The following is a 21,874-nucleotide window of genomic DNA, read 5'->3' on the forward strand; positions in this document are numbered from 1 at the left end:
ATTGAGGATATGGATAACATACAGTCCATTAAAAACAGGTTTGGCATTATAGGAAACTCGCCTGCATTGAATTATGCCTTGCAGGTGGCAGCACAGGTGTCCAATACGGACCTCACCGTGCTGATAGTTGGAGAAAGCGGCGTTGGTAAAGAAGTGTTTTCCAATATTATCCATTCACTAAGTGCCCGTAAACACAATCCTTTCATAGCCGTGAACTGCGGCGCTATTCCGGAAGGGACAATAGACTCAGAACTTTTCGGTCATGAGAAAGGCTCTTTTACCGGAGCTGTAGACAGCCGTAAGGGATATTTTGAAACCGTGAACGGCGGTACCATTTTCCTTGACGAGATCGGGGAAATGCCGCTGGGAACACAGGCCCGTTTACTGCGCGTACTGGAAACAGGCGAGTTTATCAGGGTGGGTTCTTCTAAGGTGCAGAAAACAGATGTGCGCGTGATCACGGCTACTAACAGGGACCTGCTTGATCACACCCAGCAGGGCAAGTTCAGGGAAGACCTTTACTACCGTTTGAACACTGTGCCCATCAGGGTGCCTTCGCTCCGGGACAGGAAAGAAGACATTCCGTTGTTGTTCCGTAAGTTCTGCGTGGACTTTTCAGAACGTTATAAAACGCCGAGCATCCAGCTGGATGATGAAGCCCGTAATATACTGGTGAACTATCCCTGGAGAGGTAACGTACGTGAACTGAAGAATATGGCGGAGCAGATCTCCGTACTGGCGCAGGACAAACTGATCACGGCACAGGAACTGAGACGTTTCCTGCCGGAAGTGAACGAGCCGTCCAGGCTACCGATGATAGCAGCGCCACAGGCGAAGTCGAACGGTGATTTCTCCAATGAAAGGGATATATTGTATAAATTGTTCTTCGATATGAAGAAGGATGTGACGGAGCTCAAAAAGATGTTCTTCGACATCCTGCAGAACCCGAACATTGCCCATGCCAGCAATTTCCAGGACAGTCACCTGATGCACAACTTCCACCCGCAACCGGAAGTGAGCACGACCGCGGTGCCTACTGCTATTTCTTCTCCCCAGCAGCCGATCATTTTACAGGAAAGTAATAAGATCGACCATCATGAAGAAGTAGAGGAAACATTATCGATTGCCGACAAAGAGAAAGAACTGATCGTCAAGGCCCTGAAAAAGCATAAGGGTAAAAGAAAGGATGCAGCGCTTGACCTGGGCATTTCCGAAAGGACCTTATACAGAAAATTAAAAGAATACAACATTAACGAATAGCAGGTGGCCTGCCGGGACGGTTCCACTTCCGGCAGGCGCCTTAATACTTTACGAGATGATCAGATTACTCCAGGGGATAATGACCGTCAGCTTACTGCTGCTACTGGGCGGATGTTCCGTTCATTATTCCGCTACCGGCGCCAGTATCGAGCCAGGTGCAAAATCAGTGAATGTGCGTTTTATTGAGAACAGGGCGCCTATCAACAACCCTACCTTAAGTCAGAACCTTACTGAAAGACTGCGTAACAAGGTACAGTCACAGACAAAACTGGTACAGATCAATGAGGATGGGGCGGATTATGAGTTCAAAGGCAATGTAACGGGTTATTCCTTCAGTAATGCGGCGGTTACGAATGTGGACCAGGCTGCTACTTCCAGGCTGACGGTGACTGTTAATATTACCTTCGTGAAGAGGATCGGCGATAAAAAAGGGTATACACAGTCGTTCACCCGTTCGGCCGACTTCTCTGCTTCCCAGTTACCAAGTGCGGTAGAAAACGGTTTGCTGGAAAACAATATCCTGCCACAAATAGTGGACGATATTTTCAACAAGGCGTTTGCTAACTGGTAAGTATTACAAAAGCTTTCGTATTTAATTTTTTTTCATACTTTAGCAGCATGACCGCAAACAGGATCATTCAACATATATTCCAACAGCCTGATATTAAACAGGTTGACGAGGCAGCACTGGAAAGGCTGGTAACGTCATATCCGTACTTTACGGCGGCGCGTCTGCTGCTGGCGCGCAAACAATACAGTGTGCAAAAGAACCTGCTGGCGCCGGCGGTAAAGAAGGCCCAGCAGTACAGTACCAATATGCATTACTTCTACCGCTTTGTTACCACAGAAGAGAAAAGCATTGCTCCTGTGGAAGAAGCCCCGGTAGAAGTGGCGCCTGAACCGGAACAGGTTGAAGCTGTAATGGCGTTCCCCGTACAGGAGGAAACGCCGGTTATTGAGGCACAGCCTGTAGCGCAGCCTGCAACGCCTGCACCCGAAACGAAGATCCATGTAACAATACCAAAAACACCGGCAGAGCAGCCTGTTGCATCAGAACCAGCTGCAAATTCTGCCGATGTATACAATACTGAAGAGGAGTTGACCGTTACTGCGAATGATGTGGTAGCGGCAACAACCGTTGCTCCCCCCGAGGAAGCACCTGCTGCACCAGTGCAAACGGCACAAGCGGCAGCACCAGAAGCGGCGCCTGTACAGGCGGCACAACCGGCGGTAAAACAGCCTGTAATGCCTCCACCAACAGTCAAGCCGGCAGAAGATGATACAGAGCCTATTAAAATATTCCCGCTGGATACTTCCGAGACCGAAACGTCTCTGACTTTCCAACCCTTGTATACCGATGATTATTTCGCTTACAAACGTTTGAAAGATCCTGAGCATGCAGAACATCTCAGTGAAAAAGGAGCAGCAGAAATGAAAAGCTTTACTTCCTGGCTGAAAGACATGAAGCACACCTTCGCCGAAAAAGCCAGTAAACAATGGTACCAGGAACAGATGCACCGCAGTTATGAGGACGCAGATCCTGAAGTGTCTGAAACTGTGGAAAAGATGGCTATGGAGTCCATTACACTGAATGACGACATCGTTTCGGAGACACTGGCCGAGATCTGGGCACGCCAGCACCAGTACCAGACAGCTATCCACATATATCAAAAATTAAGTTTGCTTAATCCCAACAAAAGCGCTTATTTTGCGCAAAAGATTAAGGAACTTCAGTTACTAACAGAAAAAAGTTAACTTATATACTATGTTATTGATTTTCGGCATATTAATCATCCTGGCCTGTGTGTTATTGGGCTTCTTCGTACTCGTACAGAATCCGAAAGGCGGTGGTTTAAGCGGTACTTTCGGTGGTTTCGGAAACCAGGTGATGGGTGTACGTCAGACTACAGATGTTCTTGAAAAAGGCACCTGGATCCTGTCTGCTATCATTGCCGTACTGTGTCTCACCTCTTCTTTATTCATCAACAGGGGTCAGGCTCCTGAATTAAGAAAAGGTGTTATGGAACAGAATATCACTGTTCCAGCTGCTCCGGCTCAAGTGCCAGCTACGCCAGTTCAGCCAGCACCAGCTCCGGCAAAACAACCATAATATTCCGCTCTTAAAGCTATTTCAGAACCTCGCCGTCACAAGCGAGGTTTTTTATTGAATACCATCCTATGGCAAAGAAAAGTAAAGCAAAAAAAAGTCCGACGAAGAATCTATGGATCAAACGTATCGTGGTGGCCGCCTGCGCGATCCTCGCAGGCCTGCTCGTATACGTAGGGTACCGGGTGTTTGGTCCTAATACCAAGACATTCGGCGACAGCAAATTTTTCTACGTGCACACCGGCAGCACTTATGCAGATGTATTGGATGGGCTGGAAGAACAGCAGATCATCCGCAGCCGTACCAGTTTCGATTGGGTAGCACGCGAGTTGGGATATCCTAAACGTGTAAGGGCCGGTAAGTACAAGATCAGCCCTGGCATGAGCAACTTTGATATTGTGAAGCTGCTGCGTGCCGGCCGTCAGATACCGGTGAACATCACCATTACAAAACTGCGTACCAAAGCTGACCTTGTCAGGAAGATCAGTTCCAATCTGGAAGCCGATTCCGCTACCTTCCGCGCTTTGCTGAGCGATCAGGTGTACCTCCGCCAGTTCGGCCTGGACACCAATACCGTGATGTGCGCCTTTATTCCCAACAGCTACCAGTTTTACTGGAATACGACCGCAGAAGCAGCTTTCAAAAAGATCGAAAAAGAAACAGCCGCTTTCTGGACAGAAGAACGTAAAGCAGCTGCGAAACGTCTTGACCTCAGTACGGTCCAGGTTATCATCCTCGCTTCTATTGTAGAAGAGGAAACCAACAAGAACGATGAGAAGCCGTTAATATCCAGCGTATACCTGAACCGCTTCCGCAAGGGCATGCGCCTGCAGGCAGATCCTACCGTGAAATTCGCTTTGCAGGACTTCTCCATCCGCCGGATCAGGGAAGGACATATCGCTTTCCAATCGCCTTACAACACTTATCAGAATGCCGGTCTGCCTCCAGGCCCCATCTGTACGCCTTCGATCAAGTCAATTGAGGCCGTGCTGAATACACCGGAAACTGATTATATCTATTTTTGCGCTAAAGCTGATTTCTCCGGATATCATGCCTTTGCCGCTACCTACGCAGAGCACATGAAAAATGCACATGCATTTCATGCTGCACTGAATGCAAGAGGGATATAACAACTACAACACAATGCCTTTCAGACCAGAAAAGATCATTCTCAGATCAAAGCCTTTCCGTAAGCTCGTAGACATCAGTAAAACGCTGGTGTTGCCGGGTTTTGAGGGAGTTCCTTTGTACGATGTGACTAAATTCTTTCTGAAAGAAATGGGAAATAGAAGTCTTGGGGAAAGGGCAGCAGCAATTTCATTCAACTTCCTGCTGGCCATTCCCCCTTTCTTTATCTTCATGTTCACGCTCGTGCCATACATTCCCATGAAAAATGTGGAAGCCACACTGTACGAGCTGGCAGAAGACGTAACGCCCAATTACAATACCTACATCATTATACGGGACATGATCCATGACTTCCTGTATACCCATCGTAACGGATTGCTGTCTATTGCGTTCCTGATGGGATTTTTTGCATCTTCCAATGCCGTGATGGGCCTTGCACGGTCATTCAATAAGAAATCACCCGGCTTCCGCCGCAGGAAATGGTGGCAAAAAAGGCTGATGGCCCTGAAACTGACGCTCATACTGATCTTCCTCCTGCTGCTCACTGTTATCCTGATCATTGCGCAGGGTACTGTATTGAGTTTCATTTTCAACTACCTGGGCATTACCGACAAACGGATACTTTCCCTGGCAGATGTAGCCCGCTGGATACTGATCGGTTTACTGTTCTTCTCTATGCTTTCGGTGATCTATCGTTTCGTACCGGCTACCACCAAAAGATGGAAGTTCATTACGGCCGGTTCTACATTTGCCACGATCATGATGATCCTTGTAACGATCCTCTTCTCCTTCTTCGTCAACAACTTCGGCAATTACAACAAGATCTACGGATCTATCGGAACCATCATCATCCTCATGTTGTCCGTCTACTTTTATTCCTTCATTCTGCTGATCGGTTTTGAGCTGAACGCCAGCATCAGGATACTGAAGGAAACCGCCGACACCCGCAGGGAAAACCTCCCTGAAGAGGTACGTGGGCTCTCCTGATAAATTAGATAAAAATCACACATATTCGTATCTTTACCGTGGAATCCGAGGTCGGTTCCAATCATTGTAAGACCCTAATAGCAGATAAGCAATGGGTTATCGTTAACCTGGAAACCTATATTTATGAAAAAGGTATACTGTTTACTGATCCTATGCTGCTGGCTCGTTGCCATGCAGTCCGCAATTATCCCCTCGCTGGAAGTGGGAGCGCCTTTACCTAAAGCAGATGTTGTACTACAGGATTTTTCCGGCAAAGAGATCACGCTCAATAAAGCAAAATTAAGTAACGGATTACTGGTGATGTTCTCTGGCAATAGCTGTCCCTATATTGAAAGAAATAAGGTACGCACGCAGGAGATCTGTAAGTATGCGCTCAGCAATAATATCGGTGTGGTGCTGATCAATTCGAACACCGCAGGTACAGATGAAAAAACAGTGCTGGCAGCCATGAAAACATTTGCCGCCGGTCAGCAATACAACTGGTATTACGTAGTCGATAAAAAAACCGAATTAGCGGACGCTTTTGAGGCCAATCATATGCCGGAGTGCTATCTGTTCAACCAGCAGTCAAAACTCGTTTATAAGGGCGCTATTGATGATAATCCGGGCAATGCGGACGCTGTTAAGATGCGGCACCTCAGTAATGCGATCAATGATATGCTTGCAGGTAAGGCGGCAAGAGTGAATTCCACCACAGCGTTGGGATGCAATATCAAAAGATTTTAATAGCGGTATTTACCACACCATAAACAGCGCGTTGCCGAACATCAGTTTCCCGTTCTCCCAGAAGCTGCGGAACAGCGGATCGTCCGCCAACATAACGATCTTGCCTTCACCCATATCTTTTACGCCGAAGAGCAGACCGTCTTTCAGCTTTTTGCGTGTTTCCGTTCCCACGAAACCACTGAGGTAATTATCTTTTTTCAGCACTCCTACATTCCAGCCTCCTTCACCGAGATAGTCGTATATTTTATCATCCTGTTTGAGGGTGTAGTATACTGCCGGAAATCCGAAGGCCAGGGGATGCGTATTGTCCAGCTGCACTTTATAAATAGCACCGGGAATAAGTTGTTTCACCCCCTCTCTTTCGCGATTGGCATAAGGCTTCAGGAGATTATATTCATCTTTCTTTTCTTCTTTGCTGTCTTCTTCTTCTTTTTTCAGGTGAAAGCCCCAGTCCAGGGTCGCTACCTGTGACAATGCGCCCTGCATAGCGATCAGTTTACCGCCTGCTGTGATCCAGTCCTTCAGTTTATTCGTATTGTCTTTCTCCGTCAGGAATTTATAGTTACCGTCCGCCAGTACCAGTACATCCAGGGCTTTCCAGTTGATGCGCGACAATTGTTTTTCATCGACAATGGTTAGCGGATAACCGATCTGCTGCTCAAAGAAATGCCACACTTCACCTGCTGCAAGAGAAGAAACGCCTTCACCCATTACAACAGCTACCCTGACAGGTTTGATGAAACGTACCTTCTCTGAACCAAAGTCCACGCCTTTTTCTACAAAGCCGGTGTTAACTGCGTCCAATGATGTTTTATAGGTATTGGCCAGTGAAACGACCTGCTCATCGAATTGTGCGCCTGCGGCTTCATTACCCGATCTCGTAATGATCAGTGAGCCTGCAGGGAAGGATTTGCCACCGGCGATAAAATCGCCTTCCGCATATCTTACACGGATGCGTTTCTGCAGCAAGGCAGAGAGGAACCTTACATCTTTGATACTGTTCCAGCGGGCAAGATAGGCATAAGGCCTGGAGGCCGCCAGCCCGTTATTGACGGTAGCCTGCAGACTGTCCTTTGCCGGTGTTAATGGCTGACGTACGCCATAGGTTTGCAAACCGTAAGCGTATGGCAGGGACCAGGCGGTGATATCGTAAGTGACGGAATCGGATAAACGGGAATCAGGCTCGAACAGTACTTTCAGCAGGTTAGACCTTGCCTGTGAAGCACTGATCACCATATCTTCCTTATCGATACTGAAGTTTTCCGTTTTGCCATTGAAGTAATTGAAGCCATTGGCTTTGTTCACCGCTGCACCATATCCGAAACGGATACCGTTCTTATTAAGCAGGGCGCCTAAAGTGGCCAGTTTTTCAACATTGCCGGAGGCTTTTACGACGTAGGACTTATAGGGTCCGTCGGGGGTATGAACAGCCTCGTAGAAATATCTGGAGAATTCATTCAGCAGCTGTCCTGCCTGTTGAGAAGCTATTTCTATGGTTGACAACCCGGTGGTCCGGTGATGATCAATACGCTCTTTGAGGGTCAGTGTATCTCCGTCCTGCTTCAAACCGGCTATTCCTGCACGTCCCCCGCCGCCCTGTTCATACGTCATACCAATGGCTCCATTGTATGTAGGATAGGTATCGCCATAACTTGGATAGAACATATCGAAGAACTCCTTTGTAAAATACAGCCAGCCTTCCTTATCGAAGTAACGCGCGTTGTTCTTACCGATCAGCATCTGCATACTGCGTTGCCAGGGTTTGATAATATCATGGAACGGTTCTGCTGCAGGTGCGAAGTAATAAGGTGCATCAATGGACTGCTCATGAAAATCCACGTGCACCTGTGGCATCCAGCGGCCATACTGGATAGCCCGTTGTTGCGATTCTACCTGTGTTTGCCAGGCCCAGTCCCTGTTCAGGTCAAAGTAGTAGTGGTTGGCCCTTCCACCCGGCCAGGGTTCATTGTGCTCTCTTGCAAACAATAAGGGATCCGGATAACGGGTATGCACCTGGTTATAAAAACTCACGTACCGCTCCCTTCCATCAGGATTGAGACAAGGGTCAATGATCACAAGAGTGTTTTTCAGCCATTCCTGCTGCTCCTTATTCTCTTTATTGGCCAACATGTACAAGGTGATCATCGCGGCTTCTGTAGAAACGGCTTCGTTACCGTGTACGTTATAACTGAGCCATACGATGACAGGATCTCCGGCGGCAGGTTTACCGTCGCCTCCGGCCAGTTCCAGGTTGTGTTGTCTTATCTGTTCTGTTTTATTAATATTTTCCGGGGAAGTGATCACCGCCAGCATAAGCGGACGGCCTTCGTATGTGGCGCCGTATTGGGTCAGCTGCATATTGGGCGTAACAGCAGCAACAGCTTTGAAGTACTCCAGCACGCGGTGATGAGGCGTGAACTGTGTTCCAAGCGCATAACCGAGAAACTGATCTGGCGTAGGCAGTTGTTGTGAAAATGCGGTCTGTACCAGGAGCAGTATAAAGGAGGATAACAGGAATTTGCGCATATGGCACCTTCAATTTATTTACCTAAGATAAACAATTGGAAGGTTTCTTCCTATTCAACACTTTCCCCTATCAGCCCGAAATGTTGTACACACTCAAGATGCCCGTTCTGTTGATAGTAACGGAACTCTCCTACCCTGTTATCTTCATGCCAGTTACCTGATTCTGATAAGTTACCGTTATCGAAGAAAACAGTCCTTATTCCCTCCATTCTTCCGGCTTTCCGGAAATATACTTCCTTCAGTTTACCATTCCCGTAGTAGATCTCTACCTTTTCTTTGTAGGGATCATCCCTGAAGCCGTATACCTTCCAACGGATATGCCCGTTCTCTTCCCGCATTACCTGGCGTAACAGCTCATTGTTATGCTCATCCTGACCCGTACAGGCTGATCCTCCCGTTACAAAAAGTAAGAGGAAAAAATGGCAAAGCAAACTGCTGTTTATGCTTATAGAAAATCGCTCACGGGACATGCTGATACTGACATTAACTTAGAAAGTCATACTCAATATAGTAAAATATAATAATATAAATACATCGATCAAAGGAATGAACACATGGTGGTGTCCATCCCTTTGATAATGAATGTCTTTTTAAAGTCGCAGTTCCAGTCTGGCAAACAGGAAACGCCCGTTATAACCGAATTGGGTAGCCCTTCTGGTATACCTGAACTGGTTATTGGTGGTATTTGCAGGATTGGCTACCAGGTCAGGATATACGTCGAACACGTTATTGGAGCCGATATTTACTTTTACACCCCGGGTGAGCCAGTAACCCACCGCCACATCGGTCACTACTTTTGCGGAGAATGTCTGATAGAAGGCAGGGTCATTGGTAGCTTCTTCCACAGAGCCGAAACGCACGCTGCGCAGGAAAGCATTAAACTTGCCGATGTTATAAGAAAGTGTCAGATTCACCTTGTCGCGCGGTACGCTTCTTTCCAGGTAGATCCTGCTGGCGCGGCTGAAATAGATGTTCTCTTTGCCTTTCAGCTTCTCAGATGCCTTGATATCTCCAACCCTTTGTGTATAACTGTAAGTACCGGAAAGATCGGCACGGAGTACGCCGGCGCCCAGTTTTGTACTATACGTCAATACCAGGTCAACACCTCTTGTTTCAGAGTTGATCGCATTAGCGAAGAAAGCCGCCCTGTTGGCATTGGCGAGTGATAATAGCTGATATATTTCCTTATCGATAGCTGACGCTGTATCGGCATTGTTCCCGGAGAACTGGTCAGTATAAACGATACGGTCGTCGATATGTGTAAAGTAGCCGTCCACCGTCAGGTTGAACTTTCCGAAAGCGCTGGTAAAACCGGCGCTGATGCTTTTGGATTTTTCTGGTTTCAGCTGCGGAATGCCTAACAATTGCGCAGGTCTGCTGTCATTGGTGAAAGTCCCCACTTCATATGGCACACCGTCAACAAATAAAGTAGAAGTGGAAGAATAAAACCGCTGATGCAGGGAAGGCGCTCTGAAGCCGGTGCTGGCGGATGCACGCAGGGATGTATTGTTGGTGATCTTATAACGGGCCGTCAGTTTGCCGTTCAGCGTACTGCCGAAATCGTTATAGTTCTCAAAGCGTGCGGCGCCACCCAACAGGAATGCATCCGTGAAATTAGCTTCTACGTCCACATAAGCGGATATCGCGCTACGGGTAGCCCTGATGGCATTCTCGGGACGGAAGCCGGGAAACACCTGTGCACCGCCAGCTCTTGGAGAACCGTCTGGTCCGAATACCGTATTCACAGATCCCTGCGGATCCGGTATCAGGATGTCATTACCATTAGCGTCCACACCTATCTTCCTTGCACGTCCATAATCGGTATAGGAATTTTCTGCACCCGCCACCAGTTCATATTGCTCGAAACGGTGTTCGGCACCGAAGGCTATATCCAGTCCCTGCAACACCTCAAAACGACGGGACACGTCCAGGTTGGTAGTATTTTGAGTGAAGATCGGCCCACCGCAGGTGAACCGTGTAGGAGAAGCTTTCCCGAGGGATGCATTCAATGAATTTTCCACTTTGAAGCCAAACTCATTGCGTCCGTAGGTATTACTGAAATCCGCTTTCCAGTCACCCAGTTGGCCACGTATGCCCATTGCGAAAGAGCGGTCATAAATATCACTGTGTATTTCCGGTAAAAAACCGATGGGGTAGATGTCCAGTACATTCCTGCTATCGTGCGGTAAACGGTATACACCGGCGGCATCTCCATTACGGTAGCCGATACCTCCAAAGAAATAGAACGCCGCTTCATTCTCCAGTGGTACGAGGCCATTTACAAATAACTGGGCACTGCGCAGTTTAGACTGACCTGCACGCATGCGAATATCATTACGGGTGATGTTATTGGCCACCAGGAAAGAATCTGTTTTATCAAGGCCACCGGGATAAGTCCTGTAAATAGCTCCCTGCCAGGGTCCGGAGCGGTTGGTATAATTGCGGTAATCGTAGGAACCGCTGAAGTTAACATACCCCCCCTTTGAGCCGAGACGAACGCCATAATTTGCGGCAGTCTGCACGGTCTGTCCGTCTATGTTATCGTCAGCCTGCGAAGTAACATTAGCGCCCGTGGTAACATTTACATTCAGGCGGTCTGTCGTGCTATTCAAAATAATATTGATCACACCGGCAATAGCGTCGGATCCGTATTGGGCGGCAGCGCCGTCGCGTAATATCTCAATACGGTTAATAGCAGATGTGGGGATCGCATTCATATCAGTACCAACCGCACCTCGGCCGAAACTACCGTTCACATTTACCAGCGCTGTATTGTACCGGCGTTTGCCGTTCACAAGTACAAGTACCTGGTCAGGACCCAGACCACGCAGTGAAGCAGGATCTATATGGTCGGTACCATCTGCTACTGTTTGTGTACCGGAACTGAAAGATGGCGCTATATAATTCAGGATCTGGTTAACAGAGACCTGCGGCGCATCGGAAACAATCCTTCTGACATCAATAACGTCCACAGGTACCGGCGTTTCCATTTGAGAACGGGGCTTGTTGCGGGAGCCTAATACTACCAGCTCACTTATAGTAGTGCGTTCTTCTTTCATCACTACATCGAGTGTGACGGTTTGCCCCGCAACAACAGTTACGTCCCTGCGCTGCCATGGAAAGCCCACGAAACTGATCAACAGGGTGTGATTACCGGGACTTACCTGCAGTGAAAAGTGCCCCTGTTCATCGGTGGCTACACCCCTATTGGTCTTTTCTATACGCACGGTAGCGCCGGGAATTGGTATTTTTTTATCATCAGTAATGGTACCGGTGACGGTCCCTGTCTGACCATACGAGACCGCTGATATGCATAAAGTAATGAGAATTAGAAGCACAAGGCCTCTAAGATGGGTGACCGGGTGTAACATAAGATTCGATTTAGATTTTAGATTTGGGTTTTTAAATTTTGAGTTGTTCTTTTGGTTATGTTATTGCTACAAGCACGATGATCTGTCTATTATCTAAAATACTAATTTGACAGCGCATTTTGTAAACAAGTTGTAAATACTCAATTGAAGATTAAATCCATACGCATGCGTACGACTTTGGTTCTACTGGCTATAACCCTTGCCAGCACAACTTATGCCCAGCAACCTACCCGAAATGATGCTTATCATTATCAAGTTAAAAAAAGTGTCACAGCCACTCACGGCGCTGTTGTATCGGCACATCCGCTTGCCAGTCAGGCAGGCCTGCAGATGTTACAGCAGGGCGGTAATGCAGTAGATGCTGCTATAGCTACACAGTTCGCGCTGGCCGTAGTATATCCTGCTGCCGGCAACCTGGGTGGAGGCGGATTCCTGATCGCGCATCTTAAAGATGGGAAAAACCTGGCCATCGACTACAGGGAGAAAGCGCCTGCGGCCGCTTCCCGGGACATGTATCTTGATAAGTCGGGCAATGCCAATACAACACTCAGTCAGGAAGGCCATCTTGCAGCGGGCGTACCCGGTACTGTAGCCGGTATCTTCGCATCTCTGCCTTATGCAAAGCTGACCATTCAGCAGCTGATAGCGCCTGCTATTACGCTGGCCGAAAAAGGATTTGCCATTACCGAAAGAGAGGCGAAAAGCCTGAACAGTCAGCAGGCATTGTTCAGTAAACTCAATACTAAGCCCAATGTTTTTGTAAGGACCAGGACCTGGAAAGCAGGCGATACTTTGCTGCAAAAAGATCTTGCCGCTACCTTGAAAAGGATCAGGGACAACGGTCGTGCAGGCTTTTATGAAGGAGAGACTGCTGCACTCATTGTTGCAGAAATGAAACGTGGTAAAGGACTGATGACGACAGCCGATCTGAAAGCATATGAAGCAAAGGAGAGAACTGCTGTTTCATTCCCTTATAAAAGCTACCGGATCGTTACCATGCCCTTACCTTCCAGCGGTGGCATAGCGCTGCAGCAGATGCTGGGCATGGTGGAAAAATATCCATTGGCCTCCTGGGGCTTCCACTCCGTGAACGCTATGCACGTGATGATAGAAGCGGAACGCCGCGCCTATGCCGACCGTGCTGAGTACTTAGGCGATCCTGACTTTGTAAAGGTGCCCGTAAAACAGCTCACATCGCCTGCTTATCTGCAATCGCGTATGGAAGATTATGATCCGCATCATGCCGGTTCCAGCGATACAACAGGTGCAGGTAAAGTATATTACGAAAGCGACGAAACCACGCATCTTTCTGTGATGGATAATGAAGGTAATGCCGTTGCTGTTACTACTACGCTTAACGGCGGTTATGGCAGCAAAGTAGTAGTGGGTGGCGCGGGCTTTTTCCTGAACAATGAAATGGACGATTTCAGCGTAAAACCTGGTGTACCAAACATGTACGGCCTTGTAGGAAATGAGGCGAACGCCGTAGCTCCGGGTAAAAGGATGCTAAGCTCTATGACGCCTACGATCGTGCTGAAGAAAGATAAACCTTATATTGTAGCTGGTACGCCAGGCGGTTCTACCATTATCACTTCCGTGTTCCAGACGGTGCTCAACATACTTGAATTTAACCTTCCGACACAACAGGCGGTAGACGCGCCGAAGTTCCATCACCAATGGTGGCCTGACCAGGTAGATGTGGAAGAAGACTTTGACGAAGCGCCTTTACAGGGTTTACGGCAGATGGGATATAAGATCGTTCCTCACAGCCCTATAGGCCGTACAGAGGTTATTAAAGTAAATGATAAAGGACAATTAGAAGCGGCGGGTGATAAACGTGGTGACGACAGCGCTGCTGGTTATTAATCTTCATTATACTTACTTTTATGATCGCACAAATATTTCTGGATAGTGTGCTGAAACGATTTGCATACTATAAGTCACTCGGAGATAAAACACTGGCGGAGCTAAGCGGCGAAGAGCTGCACTGGCAACCGGAGGGAGAACCTAACAGCATTTACCTCATCATCAAACATATGAGTGGTAATATGCATTCCCGCTGGACAGACTTCCTTACGTCCGACGGCGAAAAGCCCTGGCGCAACAGGGATATCGAATTTGAAGACGACAGATCATCCGCAGAAGAGATCATACAGCTATGGGAAAGCGGCTGGAAATGTATGCTGGACGCTATTGGCGCATTACAGGCAGATGACCTGGAAAAGACCGTTCATATCCGCAGCGAGCCGCATATTGTGCTGGATGCCATTAACAGGCAGCTAAGCCATATCCCTTATCATGTAGGACAAATTGTGTACATTGGTAAAATGATCAAAAAGAGTGACTGGAAAAGTCTGTCCATTCCTAAGGGACAATCGCAGGACTTTAACCGGGACATGTTCGGAAAAAAACAACAATAGTATGAAGAGCAGATTACAGGCCATCACATTCGCAGCTATACTCGCCCTTGCTTTCGGTGCATGTAACAGCGGCCGTACCAACGACCTGCTGATACACAAGAAATGGCGGGTATATGATGTGGTGATCCCACCGGGAACGGCCTATGACATTACACAGATCAACCAGGCCACAGAACTGAAGAGAGGATATTATACCAACGTGTTCTACCAGTTCCTCGACAATAACCTGTTCATTGCCACGATCGATAACAAACCCGATTCGGGCAAGTATAAATTATTGAGCAATGGCAAGGTTATTTCCGTAACAGCTGCCAACGGACTACGGTCGTCAGAAAACCTTGTAACTGTTGTAAACCTGGATGCGACGCACTTTGACATGAAAGTGAAGTCGGGTGATTATTACTTCATACTGAAAACGAAAGCCGAATAACAGGCTGCGTCTTACAACGGGCGCAACGGGGCTACTGCAACATGGAAGTACAATATACACATACAACGCCTGCCGGCAAAACAAGTATTTCCGGAAAAGAATATCTCTTCTTTTCCGGATTTTCTTATCTGGGCTTACATGCGCTTCCTGCCTTTAAGGAATTGCTGAAACAGGGCATTGATGAATATGGAAGCACATTCATTTCTTCCCGTATTGCCAATGTACGCCTGCACCTGTACGAAGAGCTGGAGCACGCATTGGCAGTCTTACAACATCAACAGGCAGCAGCTACTTTCTCGTCGGGCTTTCTGGCTTCACAGGCAGCGGTGCAATATGCCGCGACCCGGGGCCAGTTGTTATATGCGCCTTCCACTCATCCAGCATTGTGGACGGGACAACCACTTATTCCAAAAGAAGACTGGGCTACCTGGGCTGCAGCAACGGTGAGTAAGATCAACACACATCCTGATCATAGTTTCGTGGTCGTCACCGACAGTGTAAACCCGCTTACAAGCACCATCAATGACTTTTCCTGGCTACAGCAGGTGCAGAAGCAGGTATTGGTCCTTATTGATGATGCGCATGGTATCGGGGTGATCGGAGCTGAAGGGAATGGCATTGCAGATATACTGCCGCAACACCCGCCGGTACATTACCTGCTATCGGCCTCTCTGGCCAAAGCATATAGTGCAGAGGGAGGCGTAGTGTCAGGACATGCTGCGGATATTGCGGCCATTAAAAGACTGCCATTATTTACCGGCGCCACGCCTATAATGCCGGCTAATGCATGGGCTTTCCTGCAAAGTTTCTCCCTGCACAAAACGCAAAGAAAATTGTTACGGGAACGTATTAGTTATTTTGAGGCCCTGACGGGAAATATAGGATATTTGCACAACCCCTTCCACCTCCCCGTATTCCTTCTGAAGGATAGTACGGGGATTGAAAAATATCTGCTGGAGCATGATATCATGATCTCTTCTTTTGGTTATCCCAATCCGGATAGCCCTCCCGTGAACAGGATCATTGTTTCTGCCCATCATTCGGAAGAGGACCTGTATGTACTTCAGAAACTACTCACAAACAGATAAATATGTTACTGAAAAAGATTCCCATGCTGCTTTCCTGCAGCCTGTTGTTATTAACCGCCAAAGCCCAGCAACAACCCCAGGAAAAATCTTCCCTGCTTTGGGAAATATCCGGCAAGGGCCTGCAAAGCCCTTCGTGGCTGTACGGTACGATACATGCCATTTGTCCGCAGGACCTTCACCTCTCTTCCGCCACTCTTGACGCCGTGAAACAATCCAAATCGCTGTACCTGGAGGTGAACATTGACGATAAGGAGGAGATCGGCCGTTTGCAAAGGGCGGTACTGATGCCCGAGTCTTACTCTTTCAAATCCCTTTTTGCTGAGAATGACTACATTAGATTATCCGCCTGGTTCCGGGATTCGCTTAAAATAGAACTGGCGCAGCTGGACAGGTTAAAGCCCCTGGTGATCTATTCCATCATGATCAGGAAGTTCTTTGCCACGACCTGTGACGCTCCTGCGTCGACAGAAGGTGAGTTTATCAAACTCGCCAAAGCACAACAGCTGCCTGTAAAAGGACTGGAAACGGCGCTTGAACAGGTGTCCCTTTTTGACAGCATTCCTGATACGGAAGAAGCTGCAATGATACTTAAGGCGGTGACTGATACGGCGAGATCCGTACGCTTATACAACCAGATGATGACGGCTTACAAACACGGCGATATACAATCATTGTACAACCTGGTCAATGAAACGGAAGATATGACCAACTACAGGGAGTTGCTGCTGGACAACCGTAACCGCAACTGGACGGGCATCATTGCCAGCGAAGCCGGTAAGGCCTCCACTTTCTTCGCCGTAGGCGCTGGCCATCTGGGTGGAAACATGGGGGTTATTGAGCTACTACGCAAACAGGGATATACTGTTAAACCTGTGCTATAATTAGCGTACTTACAGACGATACCCGGCAGTTCTGCGTTCTCTTATAGTTCTATCAAGTAATTCAACTATTTTTGCCGGATTAAATCTCGCCGTCTGAAAAAAGTACGTAAAATAATAACTGTGATCTTCCTGAGTTTACTGGGGCTTGTCATCCTGATAGGCGTCCTGGTGAACATTCCGGTGGTCCAGAACTTCCTGGTACATCAAGCTACCGAACGCCTGTCTGAACAACTGAGGACCAAAGTAGAGATCGAACATGTCAACATCCGGCTGTTTAACAGTCTCCGGCTGGAAGGCACGCTGATCGAAGACAGGCACAAAGATACCCTGCTCTATGCCCGTGTACTGCAACTGCGTATTACCGACTGGTTCTTTTTCCAGGACAAACCCGTTATAAAATTCATCGGCCTGGAAGATGCGGACGTGAACCTGGTACGCCACCGGAATGACTCTGTGTGGAACTATCAGTTCATCATAGATGAATTCAGCGCTCCGCCGGATACCACCAGGAAACCCCAAAAAGGCAGTGGCGGCGTTGCTTTCGATCTGCGCAAGACCGATCTGCGCAACGTTCGCATTAACCAGATAGACGCCTGGATCGGAGAAGATATGCGTGTGGCAGCTAAACGCATTTACGTAGATGCTAAAAATATTGATCTCAATCAGCATAATATTGATATCCAGGAGATGACGCTGGATAAACCTACGTTTATCATTTCCCGGTACCCTGCCTCTCCCCTTCGTAAGAAACGGCCAGCACCACCTGCGGCGCCACTCACGGATACTGCTGCTATTCCGGCACTTCGCTGGAATAGCGCTAACTGGAAACTGCTGGTGAAAGAGATGTCCATTAAGGACGGCACTTTCGGCGTGGATGACCTGGAAGATCCCACTCCCGTGCAGGCGGGCCACTTTGCCCCAAATCATATCCGGTTTAACAGTATCGACCTTTCCTTGTCCAATACCAGCCTGGTAAAAGACAGCATACTGGGAGACCTGACCATGAACACGAAAGAGCGGAGCGGTTTTGAAGTGAAAAAGCTGACAGCAAGGTTTAAGATGTCGCCGGTAGAAATGGAGTTCTCACATATGGACCTCCTCACCAACCGGAGCCACCTGCGGGATTATTATACGATGCAGTATGCCGATATCAGCGACATGAACGGCTATGTGGACGAGGTATACATGCGGGCGCATATTGTGAACAGCACCCTGCATTCTGACGACATCGCTTATTTCGCACCGGAACTATCTGACTGGAAAAGAGAAATTACGTTGAGCGGCGATGCCCGTGGTCCGGTAAGTAATCTGAAAGCAACCAACATTCAATTACAATCGGGCACTACTACCAGCCTGAAAGGGGGACTGGAAATGCGGGGCCTTCCTGATATCAACGATACCTACATCGACTTTACCGCGGAGGAACTGCTCACTACAGGCGCCGACATCATCAGTATCGCTCCTGAAATGAAGAACATGGACCCGTTACAGCTGGACAGGCTCACCAACATCCGCTTTACAGGTACATTTACAGGGTTCGTTAATGACTTCGTGGCATATGGTAAATTCCAGACCAATCTGGGTAACCTGAACTCCGATATCAACTTCAAAACTAACAGGGATGTGCCGGTTTATTCAGGAAGCCTGACAACAGATGCTTTCAACGTGGGCACACTGTTGAACGTACCGGAATTGTCCACCATTTCCCTCAGTGCTAAACTGAACGGAGAAGGTTTCAACTTTAAAACACTAAAGGCAGATGTAGATGCCGATGTACGGCAGATCACCCTGAACGGCTACGACTATACCAATATCAAGACAAAGGGAGACATGAACCGTAAGTTCTTCAACGGTTCACTCACTGTCAATGACCCGAACCTGGATATGGATTTTGCCGGTACGATCGATTTCAACGACAGCGTACCGGTGTTCGACTTTGATTCTGATATACGCCATGCGAACCTGAGATCCTTAAAGATGACGAGAGATTCCATTGTCATGCAGGCTAAAATGGCGCTCAACTTTGCAGGTGATAACATAGATAACTTCAACGGATCGGCCAGGGTATACAATGTATCGTTATTCAAAGATCAGCGCAGGCTGGAGTTTGACTCCCTCAACGTATCTACCCATTTGGAAAATAATGTGAAGGTACTGGCTATCCAGGGTAGTGAGATCGGCGGGTATGTGAAGGGGAACTATAGTTTTATGCAATTACCGGATGCATTCCGCCTGTTGCTGAACAAATACTATCCCAGCTACTTTCCCGATGCGCCCAAAGCCAATATTCAACAGGATTTCTCCTTTGCTTTTCAGCTGGGACAGGTCGATAAGCTGATCCGGGGCTTTTCAAAAGATATTTCCGGGTTTGACAATTCAACGGTAGAAGGCGCGCTGAATACTATCAGCGGTAACCTGGCCCTGAATGTCAATGTACCGCTGGCATCTTACAGGAACTATCATTTTGAGGGCCTTCAGCTAAAAAGCACGGGCACTTTCGATAAGATCGATATCAGTACCAGCATAACAAAAGTATCATCGGGCGACAGGGTATGGCTACAGCATCCGCTCATCCTGGCCAATTCAGGACGTGATACGTCCTATATTAAGGTGGACCTGCAGGCGGTAGACTCCTCCTCACTGGATGGCTTTTATGCCAGGGTTATAACTGTGGCGGATGGCGTGAAGGTAAGTTTCCTTAACAGCGCCTTTACCGTAAATGAACGGCAATGGAATGTTACGCCTGGTAATGAGATCTACTGGAGCAAGGACTTCCTGACCATCCATAACCTGCAGGTAACCAGGAATGAACAAAGTATTACGGTAGAAACAAATGAATTCAACCCGGATGAATCCAAGTTCATTGTAAACCTGAAGAACCTGAACCTGTCTGATGTGATCCCATACCAGCTGACCAGCATGCGTATAGAGGGTTTCGCAAACGGTAACATCAATATATCAGACCCTACACATAACCTGGACATTGAGTCGCTGATCACATTCAGTGAATTGCGTATCGACAATGATTCTATCGGTCTGGTAGCGTTTGAAGGCGGCTATAAACAGGAAACAAGTGACGCCACCTTCTCGGTAAGGTCGGAAAATAAGGGTAAAAACTTCTTTGCTGAGGGGCTGGTAGGTGTTTCTGAAACCAATAACAGACTGGAAGCGAACGTTGAACTGAACGGTACATCGCTCAGTGTGCTGGACCGTTTTGTAAGCGATTATGTGACAGACCTGAAAGGGATGGTTTCGGGTAAACTGGCGATAGCCGGTACCACCAAACAGCCTTCGGTGCATGGGAACCTGCGGGCAGACAGTGTAGGCGTGAAAGTTTTGTACCTGGGTACGCATTATACGATCCCCCGTCTTAACCTGAACATAGACGATAATCTCATCGAGTTCGGAAACTTCTTTATCGTAGATAAGAATAACAGCCGGGCCACTGCCAGTGGTTATATTTCGCATGACCATTTCAATAACCTCAACTTTGACTTTGACGTTACCGCCCGCAATTTTGTGTTCCTGAATACGGGTGCGGCAGACAGCGATCTGTTTTACGGGAATGTTATTGCCGATGGTAAGGTTTATTTCTCAGGTCCGCTGAACGACCTGCAACTGCGTATACAGGCGAGGCCGGGCAGGACCACGCACTTCTATCTGCCATTGTCAGACAGTAAGGACATTGGCCGGTCAGATTACATCACGTTCAAGTCTTATGGGACCGAGATGAAAGATGACAAGAAGAAAAAGAAGGATAACGTAAAACTGAATGTGAAACTGGATATTACCGCTACTCCTGACGCGCAGATCGATGTGATCATGGACGCGGCCTCCGGTGATATGATCTCTGCAAACGGTACCGGTAACCTGCAGATCCAGGTGAATACAGAGGGCGACTTTAACATGTTCGGTAATTATGAGATCAATAACGGGTCTTATAACTTCACCCTGCAAAGACTTACCAGCTGGAAGTTTGACATTGACAAGAACAGTTCCATTACCTGGAACGGAGATCCCACAGAAGCTAAAGTGGACATCCACGCCAAGTATCATCTGTCTAAAGTAAGTTTATACAACCTGGTGGGTAGTGCCTCTACGGCAGGCGATAAACTGGCTACCCGTACAGAAACGGTAGATATCCTTATCAACCTCCGGAATGAGCTGATGAAGCCGGATATCACTTATGAGATCAAACTGCCGGAAGTAGGCTCCCTTGCTTACGAAAGCGGTGTTGCTGCCAAACTGAGAGAGATCAACCAGGACCAGAACAAGGCCCTGCAACAAATGGCTGGTTTGCTGCTATTCAACCAGTTCCTGCCGGAAGACCCTAACTCGGCCGGGGCAGCCAGCGTGACAACCACAGGTAAGAATAGTGTGGGACAGGCGTTGAGTGCGCAGGCATCGGCAATTCTGAACAACATTACCGGCGCCCTGTTGAAGAACAGCGGTATTGGTATCAATGTAAACTACAGGGCATATAATATTGGTAGCCAGGACAATGCATCCCTTGACCGTAACCAGGTAAGTGCGGGTGTAACCAGTAACCTTTATAATAACAGGATCAGGTTGTATGTGGGCGGGGACTACGACTGGGGTAAGGCCAGTACATCTGCTAATGCCAATCGTTTTGCAGGTGACTTCCGGGCGGAGTATCTCTTGACGCCGGAAGGCCGTCTCCGTATCAATGCCTTCAGTAAATCTGATTACGATGTATATAATCTTGTGAACCGTAACAAGGCGGGTCTGGGTATATCTTATGTACGTGAATACAATAAGTTCTCTGAACTGTTCAACGAGCGTAACCGGCGGCGTTTAATTGATTCTTTCAGGAGGGCTGAATTTATCCGGCAGGAAGAAATTGAGCGGAAACAGCGTGAAAAGGAGGACAGTGTAAGGAGAAAAACCGAAGATTAAGTGTCTTGCTTGTTCGACGCGTCTTCGACGCTT

Annotated in this window: 16 protein-coding genes; 13 read left to right on the top strand and 3 right to left on the bottom strand. The window is 47.9% G+C overall.

Annotated elements, in window-relative coordinates; genetic code table 11:
* Positions 1 to 9 precede the first annotated feature (9 nt).
* The 7 genes from C7475_RS07810 to C7475_RS07840 all read left to right on the top strand — a co-directional run bounded on the left by C7475_RS07810 (position 10) and on the right by C7475_RS07840 (position 6,208).
* Positions 10 to 1,260: a sigma-54-dependent Fis family transcriptional regulator gene (locus tag C7475_RS07810; protein WP_110052733.1), complete on the top strand. Its 1,251-nt coding sequence runs from the start codon at positions 10 to 12 to the stop codon at positions 1,258 to 1,260.
* 55 nt (positions 1,261 to 1,315) lie between these two features.
* Positions 1,316 to 1,831, top strand: a complete 516-nt coding sequence (gene lptE, locus C7475_RS07815; protein ID WP_110052734.1) for an LPS assembly lipoprotein LptE — start codon at positions 1,316 to 1,318, stop codon at positions 1,829 to 1,831.
* 47 nt (positions 1,832 to 1,878) lie between these two features.
* Positions 1,879 to 3,015, top strand: a complete 1,137-nt coding sequence (locus tag C7475_RS07820; RefSeq protein WP_110052735.1) for a hypothetical protein — start codon at positions 1,879 to 1,881, stop codon at positions 3,013 to 3,015.
* Positions 3,016 to 3,025: 10 nt separating this feature from the next.
* Entirely contained in the window at positions 3,026 to 3,370 is a 345-nt protein-coding gene (gene secG, locus C7475_RS07825; protein ID WP_110052736.1) for a preprotein translocase subunit SecG, read from the top strand.
* Between the two features lie 68 nt (positions 3,371 to 3,438).
* Positions 3,439 to 4,497, top strand: a complete 1,059-nt coding sequence (mltG, locus tag C7475_RS07830; protein WP_110052737.1) for an endolytic transglycosylase MltG — start codon at positions 3,439 to 3,441, stop codon at positions 4,495 to 4,497.
* A 13-nt stretch (positions 4,498 to 4,510) separates the two neighbouring features.
* On the top strand, positions 4,511 to 5,482 hold the full coding sequence (locus tag C7475_RS07835; RefSeq protein WP_158286446.1) for a YihY/virulence factor BrkB family protein: 972 nt from the start codon (positions 4,511 to 4,513) through the stop codon (positions 5,480 to 5,482).
* A gap of 123 nt (positions 5,483 to 5,605) precedes the next feature.
* Complete coding sequence (locus C7475_RS07840; protein ID WP_233259785.1) at positions 5,606 to 6,208, top strand: redoxin domain-containing protein; 603 nt, start codon at positions 5,606 to 5,608, stop codon at positions 6,206 to 6,208.
* 9 nt (positions 6,209 to 6,217) lie between these two features.
* On the opposite strand, the gene C7475_RS07845 is transcribed toward C7475_RS07840, so the two are convergent.
* The 3 genes from C7475_RS07845 to C7475_RS07855 form a co-directional block, all read right to left on the bottom strand.
* Positions 6,218 to 8,734: a M14 metallopeptidase family protein gene (locus C7475_RS07845; RefSeq protein ID WP_110052739.1), complete on the bottom strand. Its 2,517-nt coding sequence runs from the start codon at positions 8,732 to 8,734 to the stop codon at positions 6,218 to 6,220.
* A gap of 50 nt (positions 8,735 to 8,784) precedes the next feature.
* The gene (locus C7475_RS07850; protein WP_158286447.1) at positions 8,785 to 9,165 is read right to left on the bottom strand and encodes a toxin-antitoxin system YwqK family antitoxin; all 381 of its coding nucleotides are present in this window, start codon (positions 9,163 to 9,165) and stop codon (positions 8,785 to 8,787) included.
* A 159-nt stretch (positions 9,166 to 9,324) separates the two neighbouring features.
* Positions 9,325 to 12,105, bottom strand: coding sequence for a TonB-dependent receptor (locus tag C7475_RS07855; protein ID WP_110052741.1), 2,781 nt, complete (start codon positions 12,103 to 12,105; stop codon positions 9,325 to 9,327).
* Positions 12,106 to 12,270: 165 nt separating this feature from the next.
* Here C7475_RS07855 and ggt point away from each other — a divergent pair, with 165 nt between their 5' ends.
* From ggt to C7475_RS07885, 6 genes are all read left to right on the top strand, one after another.
* Entirely contained in the window at positions 12,271 to 13,971 is a 1,701-nt protein-coding gene (gene ggt, locus C7475_RS07860; protein WP_110052742.1) for a gamma-glutamyltransferase, read from the top strand.
* 20 nt (positions 13,972 to 13,991) lie between these two features.
* Positions 13,992 to 14,525 carry a DUF1572 family protein gene (locus C7475_RS07865; protein ID WP_110052743.1) on the top strand — a complete coding sequence of 178 codons (534 nt, stop codon included), beginning with the start codon at positions 13,992 to 13,994 and terminating at the stop codon, positions 14,523 to 14,525.
* Between the two features lies 1 nt (position 14,526).
* Positions 14,527 to 14,955 (top strand): hypothetical protein, encoded by a 429-nt coding sequence (locus tag C7475_RS07870; RefSeq protein WP_110052744.1) that lies wholly within the window; start codon positions 14,527 to 14,529, stop codon positions 14,953 to 14,955.
* A 41-nt stretch (positions 14,956 to 14,996) separates the two neighbouring features.
* Complete coding sequence (locus tag C7475_RS07875) at positions 14,997 to 16,043, top strand: aminotransferase class I/II-fold pyridoxal phosphate-dependent enzyme (RefSeq protein WP_110052745.1); 1,047 nt, start codon at positions 14,997 to 14,999, stop codon at positions 16,041 to 16,043.
* 2 nt (positions 16,044 to 16,045) lie between these two features.
* Positions 16,046 to 16,924 carry a TraB/GumN family protein gene (locus tag C7475_RS07880; protein ID WP_110052746.1) on the top strand — a complete coding sequence of 293 codons (879 nt, stop codon included), beginning with the start codon at positions 16,046 to 16,048 and terminating at the stop codon, positions 16,922 to 16,924.
* Positions 16,925 to 17,044: 120 nt separating this feature from the next.
* Positions 17,045 to 21,841: a translocation/assembly module TamB domain-containing protein gene (locus C7475_RS07885; RefSeq protein ID WP_110052747.1), complete on the top strand. Its 4,797-nt coding sequence runs from the start codon at positions 17,045 to 17,047 to the stop codon at positions 21,839 to 21,841.
* The last annotated feature ends 33 nt before the right edge of the window (positions 21,842 to 21,874 follow it).

The sequence above is a fragment of the Chitinophaga sp. S165 genome, from assembly GCF_003182155.1.
Taxonomy (GTDB): domain Bacteria; phylum Bacteroidota; class Bacteroidia; order Chitinophagales; family Chitinophagaceae; genus Chitinophaga.